This is a genomic window from Flavobacterium sp. RHBU_3 (assembly GCF_046613565.1).
GTDB lineage: Bacteria > Bacteroidota > Bacteroidia > Flavobacteriales > Flavobacteriaceae > Flavobacterium.
Genome location: NZ_JBKJHC010000011.1, coordinates 135567 through 156854, shown reverse-complemented (window position 1 = coordinate 156854; position 21288 = coordinate 135567). Strand labels below are relative to the sequence as shown.

Below are 21288 nucleotides of genomic sequence, written 5' to 3'. Positions count from 1 at the left end.
CAAAAAATCTTTCTAAGGTTTTACTGTAATAGTCTAGTCATAAAATAACCCGACCGCTTTTTTTACATCACAGAGGCTACCTTCTTTAATCTCTACAAAATACTGTAGTTGCCATTTTTGGGTAGCAGCAGCCTGTTTGCTTTCGGGCTTGTCCCAGGGTGGATAAACCCTGAAAGCGCGCTTACCTTCTTTTCCGTTTGCAGTAAATATCTTTTGATTACAGAGCACCGAAGCAGGAAAAATAAAATATCCGCTTTGTGCATTGTTTTCCACTCTAATGATAATAGTTCTTATATTATCCTCTTCACCGAAAGGCGCTATTAGGCCATTACCCTCCCGTTTCCAAAGCGTTACAAATTGTCCGTTTTTGGTAGGTGTTATTTTACTTTTACGAAAGAGCATTACAGCATTGTCTGCCGTACTAAATTGGCAAGCACTATATGCTGCGCTTTCTTTTTCGGGAACTATGTTAGTAATATTAACCCCTACCGACCTGAAGATATGTAATTCAACTGAAAAATCACTTTCCATTTATTCCGCCTTAGCCAACTTACTATGGCTTCTACCGTAAGCAAAATAGAAAACAAGTCCAAGTACCAGCCACAGGCCAAACCAAGCCCAGTTACCCAAAGACATTCCTGTAAGCAGATAGCAGCATGATATTAAGCCAAGCACCGGTATAAGCGACAGATTTTTAAGGAACGAAAGCACCGCCATAACTATACACAGCGCAAAAAACACTATCATGGTTACATTGGCAGTGGCATCACCTGAAAAATCAAAGGTATCGGCAAAAAAAGTAGGGAATGCATATTGTGTTACAACTATACCTCCCACAACGATAAGCGGGAAAATAAACTTCGCATTAATGTATGGTATGCGGAATTTACCTTTGGTCTTATTTTCCTCGCTCTCGGCCTCGCTGTGTGGGCTAAGCAGTAATACCCCTCCACACACCAGTACAAAGGCAAACAATGTACCTATACTGGTAAAATCGAGCACGAAAGTTTCATCGGTAAAGAATATTGGTAATCCCACCACAAAACCGGTAACTATGGTTGCAAAACCCGGTGTTTTAAATTTAGGGTGAATGTTAGAGAATCTCTTTGGCATAAGGCCGTCCCGGCTCATGGTCATCCATATACGTGGCTGTCCTAATTGGAACACCAGCATTACACTTGTCATAGCTACCACGGCAGCAATAGACACGATGAACAGCATCCATTTTACGCCTTTAAGGGCAAAAATTTCGGCAAGCGGATCAGTAACACCAAGTTTATCGTAAGGCACCATACCCGTAAGCACAAGCGCCAGTATTATATACAGCACGGTACAGATAACCAGTGAGTATATCATACCCTTAGGCAGGTCGCGCTGCGGGTTCTTTGATTCCTCAGCCAGTGTAGAAACGGCATCAAAACCAATGTAAGCGAAGAATACTGCCGACACACCGCCCATAACGCCACCAAAGCCATTTGGCATAAAAGGTGTCCAGTTGTCTATATCAATATAAAAACAGCCTACAGCAATTACCAAAACAATAATGATAAGCTTTATGTATACCATAATATTGCTCAGGTTTTTAGACTCTTGCGTGCCTCGGTATACCAGGTAAGTTATAAGCAGGTTAATCATTACCGCAGGCAGGTCGAATATTATTCTCAGGCTGCCCAGCATAGGGGCATTTTGCCATGCGTTAAATCCTTCCCCCGGTTTGTTTTCAAGGAAATTACGATGCGCTTCGGTATAATTAATGGTTAACCATTCGGGTAGATGAATATGGAAACTTTCGAGCAGGTTTGTAAAATAACCACTCCACGAAAAAGCAATATAGATATTACCTATAGAATATTCCATAATCAGCGCCCAGCCAATAACCCAGGCAAAGAGTTCGCCAAACGAAACATAAGCATAGGTATACGCACTACCCGATACCGGCACACGGCTGGCAAATTCGGCATAGCACATAGCAGTAAACCCGCAGGCTATAGCACAGATAATATAAAGAAGGATTACAGCAGGCCCGCCTGAAAAACAGGCATTGCCTATGGCACTGAATGTACCACCGCCTATAATAGCTGCTACCCCAAAAAAAGTAAGATCTTTTACTGTAAGTACCTTGTGTAGTCCGGTGTGTTCGCCGTCTCCACCCTGTTGCAAAATTTTACTGATAGGTTTGGTACGGAAAAGGTCTTTTAATGCCATTCGTGTGAAAATTATTGGTATAACAAACAAATATAGAAAACTTAATATAAAAACGACACAGTATTGCTATTTTGAAACATAATTTGTAAATTAAGTTATATAGGTTTTCTCTATCAGAAAATAAAGAAATATGATGCTTATCATAGTAAATTAGGTGCTTTTGCGTGTACTTTTGCAAAAGAAATTTTAAGCCGATTATATTAAAACTTTAAAATAAACAACTATGGCATTAGTAGGAAAAAAATTCCCAAACATTGCAGTAGACGCTATTGACCACATGGGCGACTACCTATCTATCAACGTTTTTGAAAAAGCTGTAAGCGAAAAGAAAAAAGTACTTCTTTTCTGGTACCCTAAAGATTTCACTTTCGTATGCCCTACTGAGCTTCACGCTTTCCAGGCTGCTCTTGGTGAGTTTGAAAAAAGGAATACTGTAGTAATAGGTGCTTCATGCGATACTAACGAGGTACACTTTGCATGGTTAAACACAGCTAAAGACAACGGTGGTATAGAAGGTGTTACCTACCCTATCCTTGCCGACACAAACAGGAACCTTGCTAACATTCTTGGTATCCTTGATATAGAGTCTGGTGAGTACAACGACGAAACCGACACTGTTATCCTTAAAGGCAGCAACGTTACGTATCGTGCTACTTACCTTGTAGACGAGGATGGTAAAATATTCCACGAAAGCGTAAACGATATGCCACTGGGCCGTAACGTAAGCGAGTACCTACGCCTTGTAGATGCTTACACTCACGTACAAACTAAAGGTGAAGTTTGTCCTGCAAACTGGGAAGAAGGCAAAGAAGCTATGACAGCAGACCGCGACGGTGTTGCTTCTTACCTTTCATCTAACTAATTTTTTTAACTCATAAAGAACGACCATCATGTTACAGGAACTAGATAAAGATAACCTTGCCGAAATTGTAGCGGCCGAACCGGTAGTTGTAGTACAATACTCGGCAGGATGGTGCGGTAACTGCAGGATCATGAAGCCTAAGTTTAAAAAACTTGCCGGTGACCATGAAAACATAACCTTTGTACTTGCTGATGCCGAAAACTTCCCTGAATCGCGCAAACTGGCTAAGGTAGACAACCTGCCTACATTTGCCACCTTTAAGGACGGACAGCTGGTAAACCAGGTGCAAACAAACAAAGTAGAAATCTTAACCGATCTTGTAAATGAAGTTACCAGTAATTAAGCACCTAACCGAGTTTATAGAACAAAACGACCAGGACTATATTATAGAAACCGTGGAAGTTTTAGAAGCGCTTACCGAAGTGCCCTCTTTAAAAGACGAGGAGCTTGATGTAATAGGTGAACTCATCTCTAACATGTATGGCGCGCTTGAGGTAAACAAACTGATAAAAGGCGGTATGAGCAAAAAAGAAGCGCTAAATAATTTTATGCAGCGCGTACTGGGCTCTATCGATAAAGGATAATTATTATTCTTAATACTACCAAACGCCTCCGGAAACGGGGGCGTTTTTGTTTTCTCCCATTTCGACCGCTGCGCAGCGACACGAGGGCTTTGCCCGAACTGGAAAAGCAAGTGGAGAAATCTCAGACGCATATATAGAGATTTCTCGACTTCGTTTCTCTTCGCTCGAAATGGAAAACGTGTGACCTTCTCCTTTGCCAGGACAATTTTAATACGGACTTTTGTACAACCTAACTTTAAGCAACAATGGAATACACTTTTAGGTTGGCAACTACTGATGATGCCCCTGCAATATGGGAAATTTTACAGGGTGCCATAGCCCGCCGCAAAGCCGACGGCAGCAGGCAGTGGCAAGACGGCTACCCCAACCCCGATGTGGTAAAAGCAGATATAGACAAACAAATAGGTTATGTACTTATTGTTAACGGTACTGTGGCAGGCTACTGTGCCGTGCTGATTAACGACGAGCCCGCTTATGATGACATTGATGGGAAATGGCTTACCGATGACGACTTTGTGGTATACCACCGTGTGGCTATCTCTGAGCAGTTTTTAGGAGTGGGGCTTGCACAAAAAATGTTGGGCTATATTGAAGGATATGCATTACAGAACAATATTAAGAGCCTGAAAGTAGACACCAACTTTGACAATCCCGGCATGCTGAAAATACTGGATAAGTTGGGTTATACTTATTGTGGGGAGGTATATTTTAGGGGGAGCGCAAGGAAAGCTTTTGAAAAAATTGTTTAAAATGGATTATAAAAGAGTAACTGTTTTATTAGCGCTATTATCTATAGTTACATTTTCGTGTAAATCAGAAAAAGCAACTGTAAAAACATATATGTCTAAAAATAAGTGGACCACTGATTTTAAACAAATCGTTGTATACTCATGTATGTGCGAGTTAACAGAAAACCAAACAAGAACTGTCCTAAAAAGTCACGGAGATTTTTCGTTTGCTGATTCTCCACTTTTCCTTACAGGTTATGATTCAATAGCAAATGTGGTAGGAAGAACCGAAGCGCGCAAAATAAAGCCTCTTTATGCAAATACCGAAATTGGAAATGGAAAAGCAATATTCAGTTCTTGTCTTTCACTCTACAACAACAAGCAAATACATAAAATAGCCCTTAAAAACTACAAAGCACACAAAAGCAAGTTAATAGCTAGTCAATCAAACAATTAAAACTTTAAAAATTCGTTTTGCATTTCAAAAAATAGATTTATATTTGCACCCTCATTCGGGCCAACCTCTGGCGAAAATCGTGAATACGTTGCCCCGGTTAAACTATTTTAAACTAAAAAATCATGTCTGATCTTTTAAAATTCGTTCAGGACGAGTTCATCGGAAAAAAAGATTTTCCTGAGTTTAACTCAGGTGACACAATCACTGTGTACTACGAAATTAAAGAAGGTGAAAAAACCAGGACTCAGTTCTTCAAGGGTGTAGTTATCCAGAAGAGGGGTGCAGGTGTTACTCAAACATTTACTATCCGCAAAATGTCGGGTGCTGTAGGTGTAGAACGTATCTTCCCACTTAACATGCCGGCACTTCAGAAAATTGAAGTTAACCAACGTGGTAAAGTTAGAAGGGCACGTATATTCTACTTCCGCGAACTTACTGGTAAAAAAGCTAAGATCAAAGAAAAGAGAAGAAGGTAATTTCCATCTTATCAGATACAAAAATCCTCATACGCAAGTATGGGGATTTTTTATTCATAATATTCAACAACAAGCTCTTCTTTATTACTGCCACTGCCATCAGTATAAATTTCTTTTTCATATATACAGTTGCCATAGTGGTCAATTACAGTAACTAAGTAAACTTCACCATTATTATCCATGCTTTGCTGCATACAACCTCCACTGGCATGGTAACTGTAGTTTACAACTCCATACTTTTCATAATACAAGTTTTTCCATCGCTTTTGAGCTATTCTGCCTTGTTCATCAAAAAGATATTCATAAAAATAATGGTTCCAAGTATCCCATTCTTTCTCAGTTACACAATCTTCTTCTTCTATTAATAGCCCTTCGGTATTATAAATTTTTTTCCAATAGCTTTCATTGGTTAATTGGTCAGTACTAAACTCAGGCCAATACACATCTTTACTTTGCGACACCTGTTGGCCAACAACATCATACTCATATTCCACCTGGAATATGAAATTTTCCATCGACGCTATAAAATCAATTTTGTTTCCAATAACATCATATTGTAACATATCTAGCAAAGCGCATATTTCAGGAAAGTTTTGGCGCTGGTCTTTTGTCAATACATTAGTCTTTCGATCTTCATTATAATCATAAAACTCATAGTCAATGGGATCAATATCTTTCCATTCATCAAAAAAAAATTCTACAAAATGGTATGATAGTACCCCTCTGCTAACGCGGATTCCGCGGGTAAGCCGACCATGAGTAAACACTCCTTTATTGATTTCAAACAGAATACCATCTTTATTATAAATCCTCCTTATTACCAAATCGCCTTCATAATCACTCATCATAGTTAGCAGTAAAGTACCTTCTTCATTAAATCGCTGTGCTTTTACTTGCTTACCTTCAGAGTCATACTCAAAACGGTCGTTCATAAAAGTTTTATCACCCCTCACAATAAGTACTTCAAGCGTTTGTCCGGCATCATTAGTAACTAATTGTTTAACACCGTTTTCATAGCTATGAATAAGTTGATCAAAATTATCATAGGATTCTGTCAAAATCAGGTCACCATCGGTATCATGAAAACTTATAATTTTATCCGTATACAAGCCGTTTTCATCATAATTTTTCTGTATTTCAATATACCCATTCAGGGTATAGTGCTTAGTTGTATGCTGGCTTAATACACCATTATTATAATATAAATCATCCGTTTCACGACCTTGTTCATCAAAACCTTTCGTTTGCCGTATAACATCATCATTGATATTAGTATATTTCTTTATTCTGCCCTTTAAATTATCTGTATTTATCATAACTTAAAACTATAGTTTTTATCCCAAAAATCCAACTAAAGACAATAACATGAAAAGGCTACCTGTTAAATTAACCCTCAAATAACCTTGCCTGTCACAATAGTGCTTACATTTGACAAAATTCCAATAGTAATATCCCATGGACAGAAGAAGGTTCTTCCGAAACGGTTCGCTCTTTACACTTGGAGCCACCCTTATCAACCCGTTTGAGAGCACTGCCCGCGTTTTAGACGGCGGCATCAACAATAAAAACAAGAAGGCTAAAAACATCATCTTTATGGTGGCAGACGGTATGAGTACCGGTACGCTAAATATGTCCGATTTGTACCTGAACCGCAAAAACGGTAAAGGCAGCAACTGGATTCAGCTGTACAAAGACAACCGTGTAGCCAATGCCCTTATGGATACGGCTTCGGCAAGTTCTATCGTTACCGACTCATCGGCGGGCTCATCGTCTTGGGGTGGTGGTGTTCGCGTAAAAAACGGCGTGCTGAACGTAGGGCCAAACGGTGAGAAGTATATGCCTATATGGCAAAAATTTAAAAAAGCGGGTAAAATGGCGGGCTGTGTTACTACAGTGCCCATTACCCACGCTACCCCGGCAGGTTTCTGCGTAAACAACGACAGCCGTAACGCTATGGAAGACATAGCCGAAGATTATCTGCGCCTTGGTTTTGATATTATGATGGGCGGCGGTAACGACTACTTTAACGCCGAACACCGTAAGGACAAGCGCGATATGTATGCCGAGTATAAAGCAAAAGGCTGGCAGGTAGCCCGTACCCGAAACGAAATGCTGGCTACGCAGCCGGGCAAGCCTGTACTGGGTGTTTTTGCCGATAACGGCCTACCCTACAGTATAGACCGACGCAGCAGTAAAGAACTTACCGAAACTACCCCTACCCTGGCCGAAATGGCACAGAAGGCAATAGACCACATGAAAAACCATAAAAACGGTTTTGTACTGCAAATAGAGGGCGGTAAGGTAGACTGGGGCGCGCATGCTAATGACATAGGCGCATTGCTTTACGACCAGATAGCTTTTGACGAAGCGGTTAAGGTAGCCATAGACTTTGCCGAAAAAGACAAAGAAACCCTGGTAATTATTACTACCGACCACGGTAATGCAAACCCGGGCGTGATTTATGGCAAAAGTGCCAACGACAACTTTGACAACATACAGAAGTTTACCAATACCAATGAGTGGCTACTGAATGAAATAAAGCCCGACTGGACAACAGCCAAAATACAAGAGCTCGTTAAGTACGCTAACAACCACACCATTACTGATGATGAAGCCAAAAGCATACTAAGCCACTACACCGGTCTTGACAAAGAGGAAGGTGGATTGTATAACTATAAAAAGCTACCATACAAAGCGTTTTCTCAAATGCAGCAGGCATACACCAGCGTGGGCTGGATAAGCATGGACCACAGCGCTGATTACGTAAACCTGGCTATGTTTGGGCCGGGAAGCGAATTGCTTAAACCGTTTGTAAAAAATACCGACCTGCACTACCTGATGCTTCAGGCTGCGGAAGTGGAGAATAAGTTTTAACCACCTCTCCATAAAAAAATAAGGGCTGCTTCGTTTGAAGCAGCCCTTTATATTTACAAGGTATTGAACCTTATTCTATTCCTTTAAGTATTCCAAGGAAATCATCTGCTTTAAGTGATGCACCACCTATAAGGCCACCGTCTACATCCGGCTTACCGAAAATTTCAGCTGCATTATCCGGCTTCACGCTACCACCATAAAGGATAGAAGTAGCCTCAGCTATTGCAGGACTAACTGCCTCAGCAATAAGGTTACGGATAAACGCGTGCATTTCCTGCGCCTGCTCCGGTGACGCTGTAAGGCCTGTACCAATAGCCCAAACCGGCTCATAAGCAAGAACTACATTAGCCCAGTTTTCCTGCGCAATGTGGAAAATACCTTCGCGAAGCTGGCTTTCTACCACTGCAAAGTGGTTTTCGCTTTGCCTGTCGGCAAGTTCTTCACCAAAACAGAATATAATTGTAAAGCCATGCGCAAGAGCAGTGTCTACTTTTTTGGCAAGGATTTCGTTAGTCTCACCAAAGTAAGCACGCCTTTCTGAGTGGCCAAGGATTACAGTATTTACGTGAGCGCTCTTAAGCATGCTTGCAGAAACCTCACCTGTGTAAGCGCCGTTTTCTGCCTGGTGCATGTTTTGTGCCGCTACTATAATACCTGTACCGTTAGTTTTAGCTACAGCGGTAGTAAGGTTGATAAAACTTGGAGCCACTACAAGCTTAGCAGTAGTAGTTTCAGGTTTTTTAGCTATTAGTTCATCAAGCAGGGCAACAGTCTGGTTAATGTCGTTATTCATTTTCCAGTTACCTGCAACGATCTTCTTTCTCATTATTGTATTGATTTTAGTGTACTGATAAGTTTTTCATCGTCGGCCTCAATAGCACGGAACAGCGCTATCTTACCTTTTTTGTCTACTACCATGTAGCGTGGTATCCAGTCAAGCTTAATGTCTTCGCTAAAAGCGCCTTCTTTCATGCTGGTACCTACGTGGTAGTTGTCGCCGCCCTTAGTGTTAAACGACTCTATACCTGCTTTCCATTTTTCATCTACACGGTCATACGACAGGAACAGGTACTGCACATTAGGAAACATTTTTTGCAGGTCGTGTACCTTAGGCATACCCTTTTTACAATCCGGGCACCATGATGCCCAAACATCTATAACTACAACCTTACCTTTATACTTGGCAAGTATGTCTTTAAAGGCTATCTGTGTACCGTCTACAGCGGTCATTTTTGCTTCAAGCGCTTCTTTACTAAAAGCGGTTTTATCCTGTGCCTGGCATGCTATCATTAGAAACAGTATTGGCAGTAAAAGTAATCTTTTCATTTTAAAAACAATTTATATAAACAAAATTAAAAGGTAAAGCCTTACAGGCAGTTACCCCAATATCAAATCTTATTCCAATCGTATCCTTGGGTCGAGCCACGCGTAGATTACGTCTACCAATATGTTTATTACCACAAAGGTAGCGGCGATTACCAAAACCGACCCCATAATTACAGGTAGGTCGAGCGTATTTAGTGCTTCTACTACTTCCTTGCCCAGGCCGTTCCACCCGAAAATATATTCTACAAACACCGCACCGGCAAGCATACTTGCAAACCAGCCTGATATGGCAGTCACCACCGGATTCAGCGCATTCTTTAAGGCGTGCTTACGTATAATGCGGATTTCACTCAATCCCTTGGCACGGGCCGTACGGATATAATCCTGACTGAGTACTTCGAGCAATGAGTTTCGCATAAGTTGTATTACCACCCCAAGCGGACGTATGCCCAGTACTATGGCTGGTAGTATAATGTTCTTCCATTGTATGTGGCTGCCGTTGCCAAAGTCGTCTACCTCATATAGGCTACCGGTCATGTTCAGGTTAGTGAGTTCGTGCAATAAAAACCCGAATACCCAGGCAAACAATATCGCTGCAAAGAATGACGGCAGGCTCATGCCCAGTGTACTCAGTAAGGCTATTGTACGGTCTATCCAGGTATCTTTATACAATGCCGAAACAACACCCAGCATTACCCCTATGGCTATGGCTATTACTATAGCAAAACACGCCAATACCACGGTATTGGGCAGGGTATCGCCTATAACCTGACTCACTTTTTTGCCGCTTTTCTGGAAGCTTTCGCGCAAATAAGGTGCTTTTAACACCGTAGTGGTATTACCTACAGTAAACAGTTTTACAGCACTGTATTTCCCCTCTTCTAAAAAGGTATAATCATCAGCATTGGTACTGTGGAATGACAGTGGCGAAAGATCATTAAGGTAATACAGGTACTGTGTAGTAACCGGTTTATCAAATCCGTATTTTTTACGAATGAGTGCCAGCTGCTCGCTGTTCTCATTTTGGTCCAGCATCATACGGGCAGGATCGCCCGGCAGCACATTGAACAAAAAGAATATAACCGTAACCACCCCAAACAATGTAAGGAGCGCATAGCCGGCTTTATGTAAAAAATAGCGTATCAATTCTTTCTGTTAAACACGTCTTTAAATACTTTAATCATAAAGATAACATTCATTATCAATCCTGTAAGCATAAACAAGGCACCGGGAATAACCATTACCAGATTACCGTTTGAACCTTTATACAGGAAAAAGCCTATGAAATATAAGATAAGCGAACCTATAAGCGGCTGTATCCTTTTATTCTGTATCATTACTTTTTATTAAGTTCTTTCATTAAGGCTGCACCGGTAAACTTATTTCCCGTTATACCTTCCCAGTCTTTAATAATATTGCCATTCCACAGGTAAATAACTCCCGGGGTATCTTTAGTACCACCCAGCAGGTTCCAGAAGGCAGGTATATCCATAATCTTATACGGGTACTTAGCTCCGGCGTAGTCAAAGAACTCTGGTATTTTTTCAGCTTCCTCATCCATAAAAATGATTTCAAGCTCAGGGAAGTCCTTATTTTTCTTCTTTAATTCAGTTATCTCTTTAGCAGCATCGCGGCAGTGCTCACACCCCGGTACAAACAGTCCGATGATTTTCTTACCCTTATCTGCATTGGCAAAGAACTGCGAGTACACCGATTTTTTCTGAGCAGGCCCGGCAGGTTTGGCTTCCACGGGTTTTTCCTGCGGTGTAGCAGGCGTTGCAGCAGCATCCTTTTTTACAGGGGCATTATCTACAACAGGGGCTGCAAGGGTATCAATCGTTGTTGCGCTAAGTGTATCTTCAGGGAAAGCAGCACTTTCTTCAGGTATCGGTTCGCCTACTTCAAATGTAGGAGTAGCGCTTACCTTAGGCATTGGGGCTACCATGAATACGCCAAGGATTGAAGCAAACAACACGGTAGTAAGCACCGAAAAGTTACTTTTATCTGTACCTGATGGTAATAACCTGTACAACCACACTAATAAGGCTACCGTAACAAGGTTTTTGTATACCGACTCCAGCGGAGTCATTTCTATTAGTGAGCCAAAACAACCACAGTTGCCCGAATTTCCGCCACCGGCTATGGTTATAAGCAGGTGTGCTATAAATACCACAAGCAGTGCTATGGTAGACGGCACCACAAACCTTTTAAGGAAATGCGGCTGTAACAGCAGTAAACCCAGTGCTATTTCTATACCGATTAGCGTACGCGAAAAGTATACGGCAAGCGATTGAGAAAAGCCCAGCGGCACCAGTTGTTTTATTTCGAAAGTAGAGATAGCAAAGTATGGCGAGGGGTACATTTTGGCTACTGCCGAAAAAAGAAACAGGAATGCTACCAGTCCCCTAATAATGTATGCTATGTTTTGTTTATTGGAATTGACCATTTTTTAATTAGTTTTCCTCAAAATTAAGGCTTAAACCAATGCCTTTTGTTAATGACTTGTTATTGTGCGTACCCAAGATGGATTAGCGCAAACACTGCGTAGTTCAGCATATCCTGGTAGTTAGCATCTATACCTTCACTTACCAGTGTTTTGCCTTTGTTGTCTTCTATTTGCTTAACGCGAAGTATCTTCTGCAATATCAGGTCGGTAAGCGAGCTTACACGCATATCCCTCCACGCTTCACCATAGTCGTGGTTTTTAGCCATCATCAGGTTCTTTGTCAGCGTTACTTTCTCATCGTATAGCTTTGTGGCTTCTTCAGCAGTAAGATCGGGTTGGGTAGCAATACCAAGCTCTAATTGTATTAAAGCCATAACAGAATAGTTTACTATAGCAATGAACTCACCTGTTTCATCTTCATCTACCATACGCACTTCATTTTCCTGAAGGCTGCGTATGCGCTGGGCTTTTATAAAAATCTGGTCGGTAAGCGACGGCAGGCGAAGTATGCGCCAGGCCGGGCCGTAGTCTTTCATTTTATTAGTATAAAGCTGGCGGCAGGCGGCTATCACCTTATCGTACTGCAGGGATGTATTGCTCATTTAGTAGTATCTTTGCTTTGAAATTTTTTCAAATGTAGTAAAAAACGCCCCAACCCCAAAGCGGGGCATCAAACTACCGCTTATGTATATAAACTGTAAAGGAAACCTCATCGACCTAAGTACCCCAAAAGTAATGGGGATATTAAACGTTACACCCGATTCTTTTTTTGACGGGGGTAAGTATAAAGATGAAACCACCCTGCTTAACCAGGCAGAAAAGCTTCTTACAGAAGGCGCTACGTTTATCGATTTGGGTGCATATTCCAGCAAGCCGAATGCCGAGTTTGTGAGTGAAGATGAAGAACTGCAAAGAGCGGCGCCGGTTGTGGAGCTGATACTAAAGCATTTTCCTGAAACGGTTATTTCTATTGATACCTTTAGAGCAAAGGTTGCCGAGGCTTGTATAGAAAGCGGCGCTGCCATAATAAACGACATTGCAGCAGGCCTGCTCGACGATACCATGATACCTACCGTGGGCAAATACAAAGTGCCTTATATAATGATGCACATGCGCGGCACTCCGCAAACCATGGTAAAACTTACGCAGTATGATGATATTACAGGCGAAATGCTGAAATACTTTAGTGAACGTATTGCCATAGCTCGCCAACATGGTATAGACGATATAATTATAGACCCAGGTTTTGGTTTTGCCAAAACATTGGAACAAAACTATGAAGTTATGGGCAAGCTGGAACTTTTCAGTACCATAACAGGATTGCCATTGCTAAGCGGAATTTCTCGCAAGTCGATGATTTATAAACTGCTGGGTACTACCCCACAGGAAGCACTGAATGGCACTACGGCACTAAACACCATTTCCCTTATAAAAGGTGCCAAAATACTGCGTGTACACGATGTAAAGGAAGCAATAGAAACGGTTAAATTATTTAATGCAACAATGGGGTAATGTAGCAATTAACTGATTGCTTAATATATCAATTGATACATTGATACATTGATACATTGATACATTGATACATTGATACATTGATACATTGATACATTGTATAGCAAAAAAAATCCCGCCAAGACTAGGCGGGATCATTTTTCCGGATGGAAAAATTAAAAACACGAAACTAACACTACTTTACGATTAATTTCTTTACGGCTCCGCTTGTAGTTTTTACAAGGTAAATACCGCTTGAATATCCTGATACGTTCAGCGTTGAAATTTCTTTATCTGAAGTATATATTGCTTTTCCTGTAAAATCGTAAACTGTAACAGCAAGTGGCTTAGTAAAGCTTACCATATTGCTTGCCGGGTTAGGATACATAGCAAATGTATTTGCTGAAAACTCGTCTGTACCCAGGTTAACATTTGAAGTTACGGTTACATCGTCAAGCGCTATTTCGGCACGGCTGCCAGTAACACCTGTTTCTATGTAGTTGTATACCCAACGTACCTGTACTTCTGCCTGGTTGTTAACCTCAGCAGGAAGTGCTGTCGTAAACGTAGCTGTATTACCTGTTTCACCACTAACGTACTGAGTAAACTCATCATCACCGTTAGCTATATCAGTCCAGTTTGCGTTAGCAGAACCTGCACCAATCCTGTATTGTATCCTAAGGCTGTATACCCTGTTGTTTTGAGCTATTGTAGTACCGGTCCATGCTACAGAAACATCTTGTCTGCCGGTAGTATTAAGGCCCAGTACTACAGCACCTGCACGTCCGTTTGCTACAGTATCGCCGCTGGCTTGGGTAGGGTCAGTACCATCACACACACCCACATACTGAGAGTTTCCTGTATTTACCATAGACACACCAGCATCTCCCTGTCCGCTGAAGCGTGAACGCGATGTAAGGTTGTATAGACATGTATAATCTTCGTTAAAAGCAATGTCAACAGTTGGGTCTGTAGTAGCATGTGTCCAGAACTTCATGTTAGCAGGGAAAGTACCTGCCGCAGATTCTGCCGGCCATGCAGCAAAAGTATAGTTACCTGTAGAAAGGTCAAACGGTTCCGGGTTAGTAGCAGCGGTTTCCACTACAGTAGCAGCAAGCGCCGTAGATGTTTCTATACCGCTTCCGGTAGCTACAAGCTCACCTGTAACATCACCAGCCTGTGTAGCGTTAACCCTTACATATATGTTTGTAGATGCAATAACACCCGAAACCTGGTCTACTGTAAGGCTTGTTGTATAACCTGTAGTAGCCGAAAGCGAAATTTCGAATGGAGCTGCAACAGTAAGCGTAGCACCTTCGGTTAGGTTTGAACCTGAAAGGGTAACCACCTGCGATTGTGAAGCTGTACCTACAGTTTGGCTAAAGCTTAATGCTGTACTGCCAAGAGCTAACTGCGCCACAGCCGATTCCTGAAACTGGAAATCATCCATAACAACTTTTGCTCTTGTACCGCTTCCGCCTTCGCCTGTACCTACAACTATTTTAAGCTGTACAGCAGCCTGGTTGTTTGCCTCAGCAGGGAACGAATAGCTAACATTTGTAAAAGCAGCCTGGTCTTCGTTAGGGAAAGAACCTAATTGCTGAACACCTATCCATGTAGTACCGTTATCTATAGAAACGCTTGCTGTAACAGCAGACGGCCTTGTACCTGTACCATTTAGCATTGATTTTGCAACAAAGCTAAACACCACATTTGAATAGTTCGTTAAGTTAAAGTCAATTAATAACTGTCCGTCAAATGAACTGGTAGGAATAGCAGCAATAGCAGCAGGAGCGCTGTTAAATACTACTTCATCCCTGAATATACGGGTACTTGCCTGTACCTCGTTTGCAGTATAATTTGGATATATGGTAACGTTTGTACCTACATCACCACCAAAAACATCTGTGAAATCCTGAGTTGCAGGAAGGCTGCTTATCTGTGCATTGGCTACACATAGCATTAAAAATGCCGCAGCAGAAAGTAACATTTTCTTCATTTGTATTAAAAATTAGTTTCGTTTCTAATTAAAATTAAACTGTATACCCAAACGGTATTGTTCTTTCCATTTAAGGGCATCATAGGTAGTTTCCTCCTTAAGAATGTTAAAGTACTGAAACTTAACCATTGCATCAAATCCTTTTATCTGATATGCAACTGCCGGAGAAAAACGTTGTGAGTTTCCTTTTGCAAGGTCGTTCAGGTCCAGCTCTTCATAACGGGCCGACACTATTGTATTAATCGGCGCTATATGATAATTTACTTCAGCTATATAACCACCGGCCAAAAAATAACCGTGTGTTTGCTGTGGGGTATAGCCCATAAACAAAGGGTCGTTTGTTTTTGCAGGCTCTCCTTTTATCTGGTGCATTTCAAACTGTGCAGAAAACCCCTGGTACATAAACGACACATCAAAACCGTATACATATTTTTTACCGTCTATAACCTTCATGCCATACTCACTTTGCGTATTGGCAGGGAACACCTCGCCGTCGGGTAGCGTTTTATTCATGTAACGTCCGTTTACCCCTATCATAAACATGGGTATTGGCGAATGCCTGTCGTCTATAAGCCTGTAACGGTAACGTGCAGGATAGCTAAATTCGGCACGACCTATAAATTCAGGATTACCACTGGCATCGTTATCTCCTATAAGCGCCATTTCACCAAGGCCTGAATAAACCCCTGCATAAAGGTTTACCCTTTGCCTCCACAGTGACGAATGTAGCGTAACACCGGCATCCCTACGGCTGAAAAGCGAGCCTCTTGTAAGCTCTGCCCTTTGCCAGTATGGCGAAAATGTAAACGGCACCATAGAGCTTAACGAATACGGCACTTTGCCGTAACCTGCTTTTATATCCAGGAAACCAAGTCCTTTATAAGTAACACTGGCATCCATTAGTCCCGGGTTTTCAGGATCTATTTCTCCTGAAGAGGTATTGGCACTCATATCTGCTAAGTCGGCCTGAAGCTTATATTCCCATATATTACTCACGCGGCCTTCTATACTCAGCTGTGCATCGCGCAGTTTAAAACGGTCTTTGCTATGATCGTATTCACCTTCTTTAAGTATACGCTGGTTATAATAGGTAGAAGCACTACCTGAAATTTCCATAACGTGATTACCATTACTTATGGTAAGCTGTGCCTGTGCAGCTGTAGCAACCAGCAACGACACTATAACTGTACTATATATCTTTTTCATGATGGGTTACTGCTGTTTTTCAGGGTTAGTAAACTGGTAAATGGTTTGCATATCATCTGAAAGAACTATCATGTTCCCTTCAGCATCAAACACAAGCCCTTCCGGGTTAAGCACCGGCAGCTTCCACTTTCCGGTAACACTGTAATCCGCAGGATTAAGCCTAAACACCATCATGCTCTCATCACTAAGCAGCCACACGCTATTGTTGTAATATGTTACTGCCGATATATCCTTTGCAATTCCTGTTAGCGTTATCTCGTTAACCACCCTAAAATCCTTATCCAGCTCGAAAAGGTAAATCGGCGATTTCTCGGTAACCAACAAAAACTTATCGTTAACCTTATTATAGGCTATACCCTCGTAAGCACGGTTACGCCCACCGTTATAAGCTACCGGCACAGTACGTACTATTTTTAGTGTTTTGGCATCAAACACCCTCACCTTACGCGAAAGTTCTTCGGCCACATACACAAACTTATCATCAGCATATACACCTTCGCAATCCAGCCCCTGGTATTCAGCCTGGCGACGCACCGTACCATCAAAATTAACTTCAAACAGCACCCCGCCGTCACCTACAATCCAGTAAGCATCTTTCGCTGCATTAAGGCATATATCGCTGGGTTCGTCTACTTTTACATCCACCTTTTTTACCGGCTTCAGCTTTTCTACCTTCTGAGCCTGTAGTTGCAATGCTGAAAAAGCGATTGCTGTATATAATATTACTTTTTTCATGTTTCAGCCTCCTTATAATGTATTACCCTCTACCGTAAGATTATCTATACGGTTGTTACCACTTGTTGCCGTGCTGCTTGTAGCATCAAAAGACACCTTAACCTTAAAGTTAGGGTTGTTGTTTACAGCAGGAATTCCAGAAAAATCAACAGTAATAAGCGAGAAAGCCACATCTACAGCATACTGCGACGTAATACCCGTAGTTACATAATCAGTACCGTTTGTAGTATATGATATGGTTTGTGTAGCCGAACCGCTGCTGGTACGCATGGTAGCATAAGTAAGCACAATATTCTTGTGTCCTGTTGTAGGAAGCGCCATAATAAAATCTCCCGATGGGTTGCGCAGCCTTAGTGTAGTACCGGCCACATCGCCGTTACGGGCATTCATATCAGTAGATTCAGTAGTACTATCATAATAGCTTCCTCCATAAGTAAGAACACCATTACCTACATTAGGAGCCACAAGTGTTGCCACAGTGGTTTCATCGTTAAAATTCCAGTAATGGAAAAGCTCTGCTTCAGTATTTCCACCACCGTTGTTTCCACCCTCTGTAGTAGCTATACCATCAAGAGTAATATTATCGAAACGCGAGTTACCTGAATCAAGATCGGCATTAACACTAAAGGAAATCTTTATTTTAAAGTTTGCATTGTTATCAGCACCCGGCACATCTGTAAAATCAAACTGCTGTGCTACAAACTGCTCAGAAACACCTATCTCGGTATTAGACAAACCTGTAGTAACATAATTTGTACCGTCAAGAGTATAAGAAACCGACTGATTTTGAGGGCCGTTTGAAGTACGCATGGTAATAAACGTAAAAATCACGTCTTTAAACCCGGTTGTAGGCAGGCTAACTACAAAATCACCCGATGGGTTGCGTAGCCTAAGACCTGTACCCGCAACATCATTATTTCGTGCATTAATATCAGACCCTGGGTCTACATCGTCAAAATAGCTACCTGCATAGGTAAATTCAGCACCACCTTCTGTATAGGTAGGTACATCAAGCGAAGAAGTGTCGTTAAAATTCCAGTAGTGCACCAGCTGATAGTCGCCGGAAGGAGCTTCTAACTCTGCTATATCCCTGTCATCAGTACAGGAAAACAAAACGAGAGAAAAGATAAGCAGTAGTAGTTTGTTTCGCATTGGTTTTTAATTTGCCGCAAAGCTACCCCCTCTATCTTATCAAAAAATCATTACGCGTTTATGACTATGTTAACAAAGAAAACCAAATACCTTTTTAAAGTTAATTAAACATTAACTCGATTTTACTCACTCTTTACCTGCAACACTCTTTACGGAGGAGAACACACTGAGAATGAATACTCCTACAAAAAGCGCAATGGTAAAACTCCTGATTTCAAGCATCTGTTTTGGTTTAAAATCGATTATCGCAAACATAACCTCCGGGATTAACAAGGCTGTTATTAATATTGAAGCTAATAAGAAGCTTTGTTTTACCCTGGTACCGAAGCGATAACCGCAAAACACATTTAGCATAAGCAACACTACAGCAATTAAAAACGGCAACATCGTTAACACAACAAATTGTATAGTGCCGGAGAACATTTGCAGGTAAGTAATTAAAACTGCAAGCATCCCCACTACACCTATAAGCATTAGCCACTGTTTACCCCAAAAGGCAGCGGCAAGCAATACTACCGAAGCCACAAAAGGCAACAGCAAAACAACGTCGATATTAAAATTAAGGATGAAAAAAGTAATAATAGCCGTAGATGGCGGATACTGATACAATACCCGTATACCAAAGAAACCTGCTATTACGGCAATAGCCAGCCATATAGTTAAAGTACGGTTGTAGGATTGGTTTTGTAACATACCCAAATATAACAAAAAAACCTCCGCATTGCTGCGGAGGTTCCTGTATTAAAAGGAATCAGAGATTAGTTTTCTCCTCTTTCCATTCTTTCTTTAAGTTGAGAAAGCGCGTCGATATCACCAAGAGTGGTTTTCTCAACGTTGTTGCTTGAAGAAGCTACGTTATTGTTGCTCTCCTGAGAGTTCCTTACGTTTCTTTCTTCCTCTTCTTTAAAGGTAGCAGTGTGAGAAGCTACAACGCGTTTGAATTCTTTATTGAACTCAATTACTTTGAAGTCTGCTACTTCACCTTTCTTAAGTTTCTTTCCGTCTTCTTTTTCAAGGTGACGAGCAGGGATGAACGCCACGATATCATCACCGAATTCTACAGTAGCACCTTTGTCTACTATTTCAGCGATAGTACCATTGTGTACTGTACCTACTGCAAAAGAATCTTCATACTTATCCCAAGGGTTAGCCTGAGTTTGTTTGTGACCAAGAGAAAGTTTACGTCCATCAACGTCAAGTTCAAGAACTACAACATCAAGTTTATCACCTACGTTTACAAACTCACTTGGGTGCTTGATTTTCTTAGTCCAAGAAAGATCAGAGATGTAGATAAGACCATCAATACCTTCTTCAAGTTCTACAAAGATACCAAAGTTAGTAAAGTTGCGAACGATACCTGTGTGGCGAGAACCTACAGGGTATTTAGAAGTAATGTCAGTCCATGGATCTTGTGAAAGTTGCTTAATGCCTAGAGACATTTTACGGTCGTCACGGTCAAGGGTAAGGATTACAGCTTCTACTTCATCACCTACTTTTACGAAGTCCTGAGCAGAACGCAGGTGCGTAGACCAAGACATTTCGCTTACGTGGATAAGACCTTCTACACCTTCAGCAACTTCAATAAATGCACCGTAGTCAGCAATAACTACTACTTTACCTTTTACTTTATCACCTACTGCAAGGTTTGCGTCAAGCGCATCCCATGGGTGTGGGTGAAGTTGTTTAAGACCAAGCTGGATACGAGTTTTCTCATCATCAAAGTCAAGGATAACCACGTTAAGTTTTTGATCAAGCTCAAGAACTTCACTTGGGTGGTTAATACGGCTCCAAGAAAGGTCAGTGATGTGGATAAGACCATCAACACCACCAAGGTCGATGAATACACCGTATGAAGTAATGTTTTTAACAACACCTTCAAGTACCTGGCCTTTTTCAAGTTGACCGATGATTTCTTTTTTCTGAACTTCGATATCTGCTTCGATAAGAGCTTTGTGCGATACAACAACGTTTTTAAATTCGTGGTTGATTTTCACAACTTTAAACTCCATAGTTTTGTTTACATACTGGTCGTAATCCCTGATAGGTTTTACATCTATCTGCGAACCAGGAAGGAATGCCTCGATGCCGAATACGTCTACGATCATACCACCTTTAGTTCTGCATTTAACGAAACCATTAACGATTTCGCCAGTTTCATTAGCGTTGATAACCCTATCCCAAGCCTTGATAGTACGTGCTTTCTTGTGAGAAAGTACAAGCTGGCCTGATTTGTCTTCACGTACGTCGATAAGTACTTCTACTTTATCGCCTACTTTAAGACCCGGGTTGTAACGGAATTCGTTAAGAGAAATAACACCTTCCGATTTTGCGTTGATGTCAACGATTGCATCCCTGTCAGTGATCCTTACTACAGTACCTTCTACTACTTCGTCACTGTCAGTTGAAATAAAAGTTTCTTCAACAAGGTTTTCGAATTCCCTTAGGTTTTGCTCATCTACAGCATCAATACCTTCTTCAAAGTTGTGCCAGTTAAACTCCTGTAGGAACTCTTCTTTTGTTTTTGTTTGTTCAGACATGTCTGATCCTAAAAATTTGTATTCTGCTACTTGCGGGTTTTTACGCATAAACAAATAAGCAGAAGCGTTTTACATAAAAATAGATTTTTTACCCTTTCCGAAAAACCCATTATACCCGAAAAGGTGCGCAAAAGTACAACTATTTTCATGATTTACAAACATTTATTCCAATTATTACCCCCTCAACGAATTCAAAACAATATCAAATAA

The 21288-nt window shown here is 41.3% G+C and carries 23 protein-coding genes; 8 read left to right on the top strand and 15 right to left on the bottom strand.

Annotation, left to right across the window (positions count from 1 at the left end; translation table 11 throughout):
* Positions 1-33: 33 nt before the first annotated feature.
* Both ACLI1A_RS15760 and ACLI1A_RS15755 read right to left on the bottom strand, forming a co-directional pair.
* Entirely contained in the window at positions 34-531 is a 498-nt protein-coding gene (locus ACLI1A_RS15760; protein WP_411409638.1) for a MepB family protein, read from the bottom strand.
* Positions 532-2205 (bottom strand): amino acid permease, encoded by a 1674-nt coding sequence (locus ACLI1A_RS15755; protein ID WP_411409637.1) that lies wholly within the window; start codon positions 2203-2205, stop codon positions 532-534.
* Positions 2206-2428: 223 nt separating this feature from the next.
* Between ACLI1A_RS15755 and ACLI1A_RS15750 the strand changes: the two genes are divergently transcribed.
* The 6 genes from ACLI1A_RS15750 (at position 2429) to rplS (ending at position 5312) form a co-directional block, all read left to right on the top strand.
* Positions 2429-3067, top strand: a complete 639-nt coding sequence (locus ACLI1A_RS15750) for a peroxiredoxin (RefSeq protein ID WP_411409636.1) — start codon at positions 2429-2431, stop codon at positions 3065-3067.
* 28 nt (positions 3068-3095) lie between these two features.
* The gene (locus tag ACLI1A_RS15745; protein WP_411409635.1) at positions 3096-3410 is read left to right on the top strand and encodes a thioredoxin family protein; all 315 of its coding nucleotides are present in this window, start codon (positions 3096-3098) and stop codon (positions 3408-3410) included.
* Positions 3391-3651 (top strand): DUF6952 family protein, encoded by a 261-nt coding sequence (locus tag ACLI1A_RS15740; RefSeq protein WP_411409634.1) that lies wholly within the window; start codon positions 3391-3393, stop codon positions 3649-3651. The genes ACLI1A_RS15745 and ACLI1A_RS15740 overlap by 20 nt, the downstream gene beginning before the upstream one ends.
* 245 nt (positions 3652-3896) lie before the next feature.
* Positions 3897-4400 (top strand): N-acetyltransferase family protein, encoded by a 504-nt coding sequence (locus ACLI1A_RS15735; RefSeq protein ID WP_411409633.1) that lies wholly within the window; start codon positions 3897-3899, stop codon positions 4398-4400.
* 1 nt (position 4401) lies between these two features.
* On the top strand, positions 4402-4836 hold the full coding sequence (locus tag ACLI1A_RS15730; protein ID WP_411409632.1) for a hypothetical protein: 435 nt from the start codon (positions 4402-4404) through the stop codon (positions 4834-4836).
* Positions 4837-4958: 122 nt separating this feature from the next.
* Positions 4959-5312 (top strand): 50S ribosomal protein L19, encoded by a 354-nt coding sequence (rplS, locus tag ACLI1A_RS15725; protein WP_411409631.1) that lies wholly within the window; start codon positions 4959-4961, stop codon positions 5310-5312.
* A gap of 50 nt (positions 5313-5362) precedes the next feature.
* Here the strand turns inward: rplS and ACLI1A_RS15720 are convergent, their stop codons facing one another.
* Positions 5363-6628, bottom strand: a complete 1266-nt coding sequence (locus tag ACLI1A_RS15720) for a hypothetical protein (RefSeq protein WP_411409630.1) — start codon at positions 6626-6628, stop codon at positions 5363-5365.
* Between the two features lie 139 nt (positions 6629-6767).
* Between ACLI1A_RS15720 and ACLI1A_RS15715 the strand changes: the two genes are divergently transcribed.
* Positions 6768-8186, top strand: a complete 1419-nt coding sequence (locus ACLI1A_RS15715) for an alkaline phosphatase (protein WP_411409629.1) — start codon at positions 6768-6770, stop codon at positions 8184-8186.
* A gap of 70 nt (positions 8187-8256) precedes the next feature.
* Here the strand turns inward: ACLI1A_RS15715 and tpiA are convergent, their stop codons facing one another.
* The 6 genes from tpiA to ACLI1A_RS15685 form a co-directional block, all read right to left on the bottom strand.
* Positions 8257-9012, bottom strand: a complete 756-nt coding sequence (gene tpiA, locus ACLI1A_RS15710) for a triose-phosphate isomerase (RefSeq protein ID WP_411409628.1) — start codon at positions 9010-9012, stop codon at positions 8257-8259.
* Positions 9012-9512 (bottom strand): TlpA family protein disulfide reductase, encoded by a 501-nt coding sequence (locus ACLI1A_RS15705; RefSeq protein WP_411409627.1) that lies wholly within the window; start codon positions 9510-9512, stop codon positions 9012-9014. Before ACLI1A_RS15705 ends, tpiA begins: the two co-directional genes overlap by 1 nt.
* Positions 9513-9581: 69 nt before the next feature.
* Entirely contained in the window at positions 9582-10658 is a 1077-nt protein-coding gene (locus ACLI1A_RS15700; protein WP_411409626.1) for an ABC transporter permease, read from the bottom strand.
* The gene (locus ACLI1A_RS15695; RefSeq protein WP_411409625.1) at positions 10655-10849 is read right to left on the bottom strand and encodes a hypothetical protein; all 195 of its coding nucleotides are present in this window, start codon (positions 10847-10849) and stop codon (positions 10655-10657) included. The genes ACLI1A_RS15700 and ACLI1A_RS15695 overlap by 4 nt, the downstream gene beginning before the upstream one ends.
* A complete protein-coding gene (locus ACLI1A_RS15690; RefSeq protein WP_411409624.1) occupies positions 10849-11958 on the bottom strand; it encodes a MauE/DoxX family redox-associated membrane protein in 1110 nt (369 codons plus the stop codon). Before ACLI1A_RS15690 ends, ACLI1A_RS15695 begins: the two co-directional genes overlap by 1 nt.
* 59 nt (positions 11959-12017) lie before the next feature.
* The gene (locus ACLI1A_RS15685; protein WP_411409623.1) at positions 12018-12560 is read right to left on the bottom strand and encodes a DUF1599 domain-containing protein; all 543 of its coding nucleotides are present in this window, start codon (positions 12558-12560) and stop codon (positions 12018-12020) included.
* Between the two features lie 82 nt (positions 12561-12642).
* Here ACLI1A_RS15685 and folP point away from each other — a divergent pair, with 82 nt between their 5' ends.
* Positions 12643-13470, top strand: a complete 828-nt coding sequence (gene folP / locus ACLI1A_RS15680; protein WP_411409622.1) for a dihydropteroate synthase — start codon at positions 12643-12645, stop codon at positions 13468-13470.
* A gap of 175 nt (positions 13471-13645) precedes the next feature.
* Here the strand turns inward: folP and ACLI1A_RS15675 are convergent, their stop codons facing one another.
* The 6 genes from ACLI1A_RS15675 to rpsA all read right to left on the bottom strand — a co-directional run bounded on the left by ACLI1A_RS15675 (position 13646) and on the right by rpsA (position 21078).
* Complete coding sequence (locus tag ACLI1A_RS15675) at positions 13646-15448, bottom strand: T9SS type A sorting domain-containing protein (protein WP_411409621.1); 1803 nt, start codon at positions 15446-15448, stop codon at positions 13646-13648.
* A gap of 24 nt (positions 15449-15472) precedes the next feature.
* Positions 15473-16654 carry a porin gene (locus ACLI1A_RS15670; protein ID WP_411409620.1) on the bottom strand — a complete coding sequence of 394 codons (1182 nt, stop codon included), beginning with the start codon at positions 16652-16654 and terminating at the stop codon, positions 15473-15475.
* A gap of 6 nt (positions 16655-16660) precedes the next feature.
* Complete coding sequence (locus ACLI1A_RS15665) at positions 16661-17389, bottom strand: SdiA-regulated domain-containing protein (protein WP_411409619.1); 729 nt, start codon at positions 17387-17389, stop codon at positions 16661-16663.
* Positions 17390-17401: 12 nt separating this feature from the next.
* On the bottom strand, positions 17402-18541 hold the full coding sequence (locus ACLI1A_RS15660; protein WP_411409618.1) for a hypothetical protein: 1140 nt from the start codon (positions 18539-18541) through the stop codon (positions 17402-17404).
* A 126-nt stretch (positions 18542-18667) separates the two neighbouring features.
* On the bottom strand, positions 18668-19234 hold the full coding sequence (locus tag ACLI1A_RS15655) for a hypothetical protein (RefSeq protein ID WP_411409617.1): 567 nt from the start codon (positions 19232-19234) through the stop codon (positions 18668-18670).
* Positions 19235-19299: 65 nt separating this feature from the next.
* Positions 19300-21078 carry a 30S ribosomal protein S1 gene (gene rpsA, locus ACLI1A_RS15650; RefSeq protein ID WP_411409616.1) on the bottom strand — a complete coding sequence of 593 codons (1779 nt, stop codon included), beginning with the start codon at positions 21076-21078 and terminating at the stop codon, positions 19300-19302.
* Positions 21079-21288: the final 210 nt, after the last annotated feature.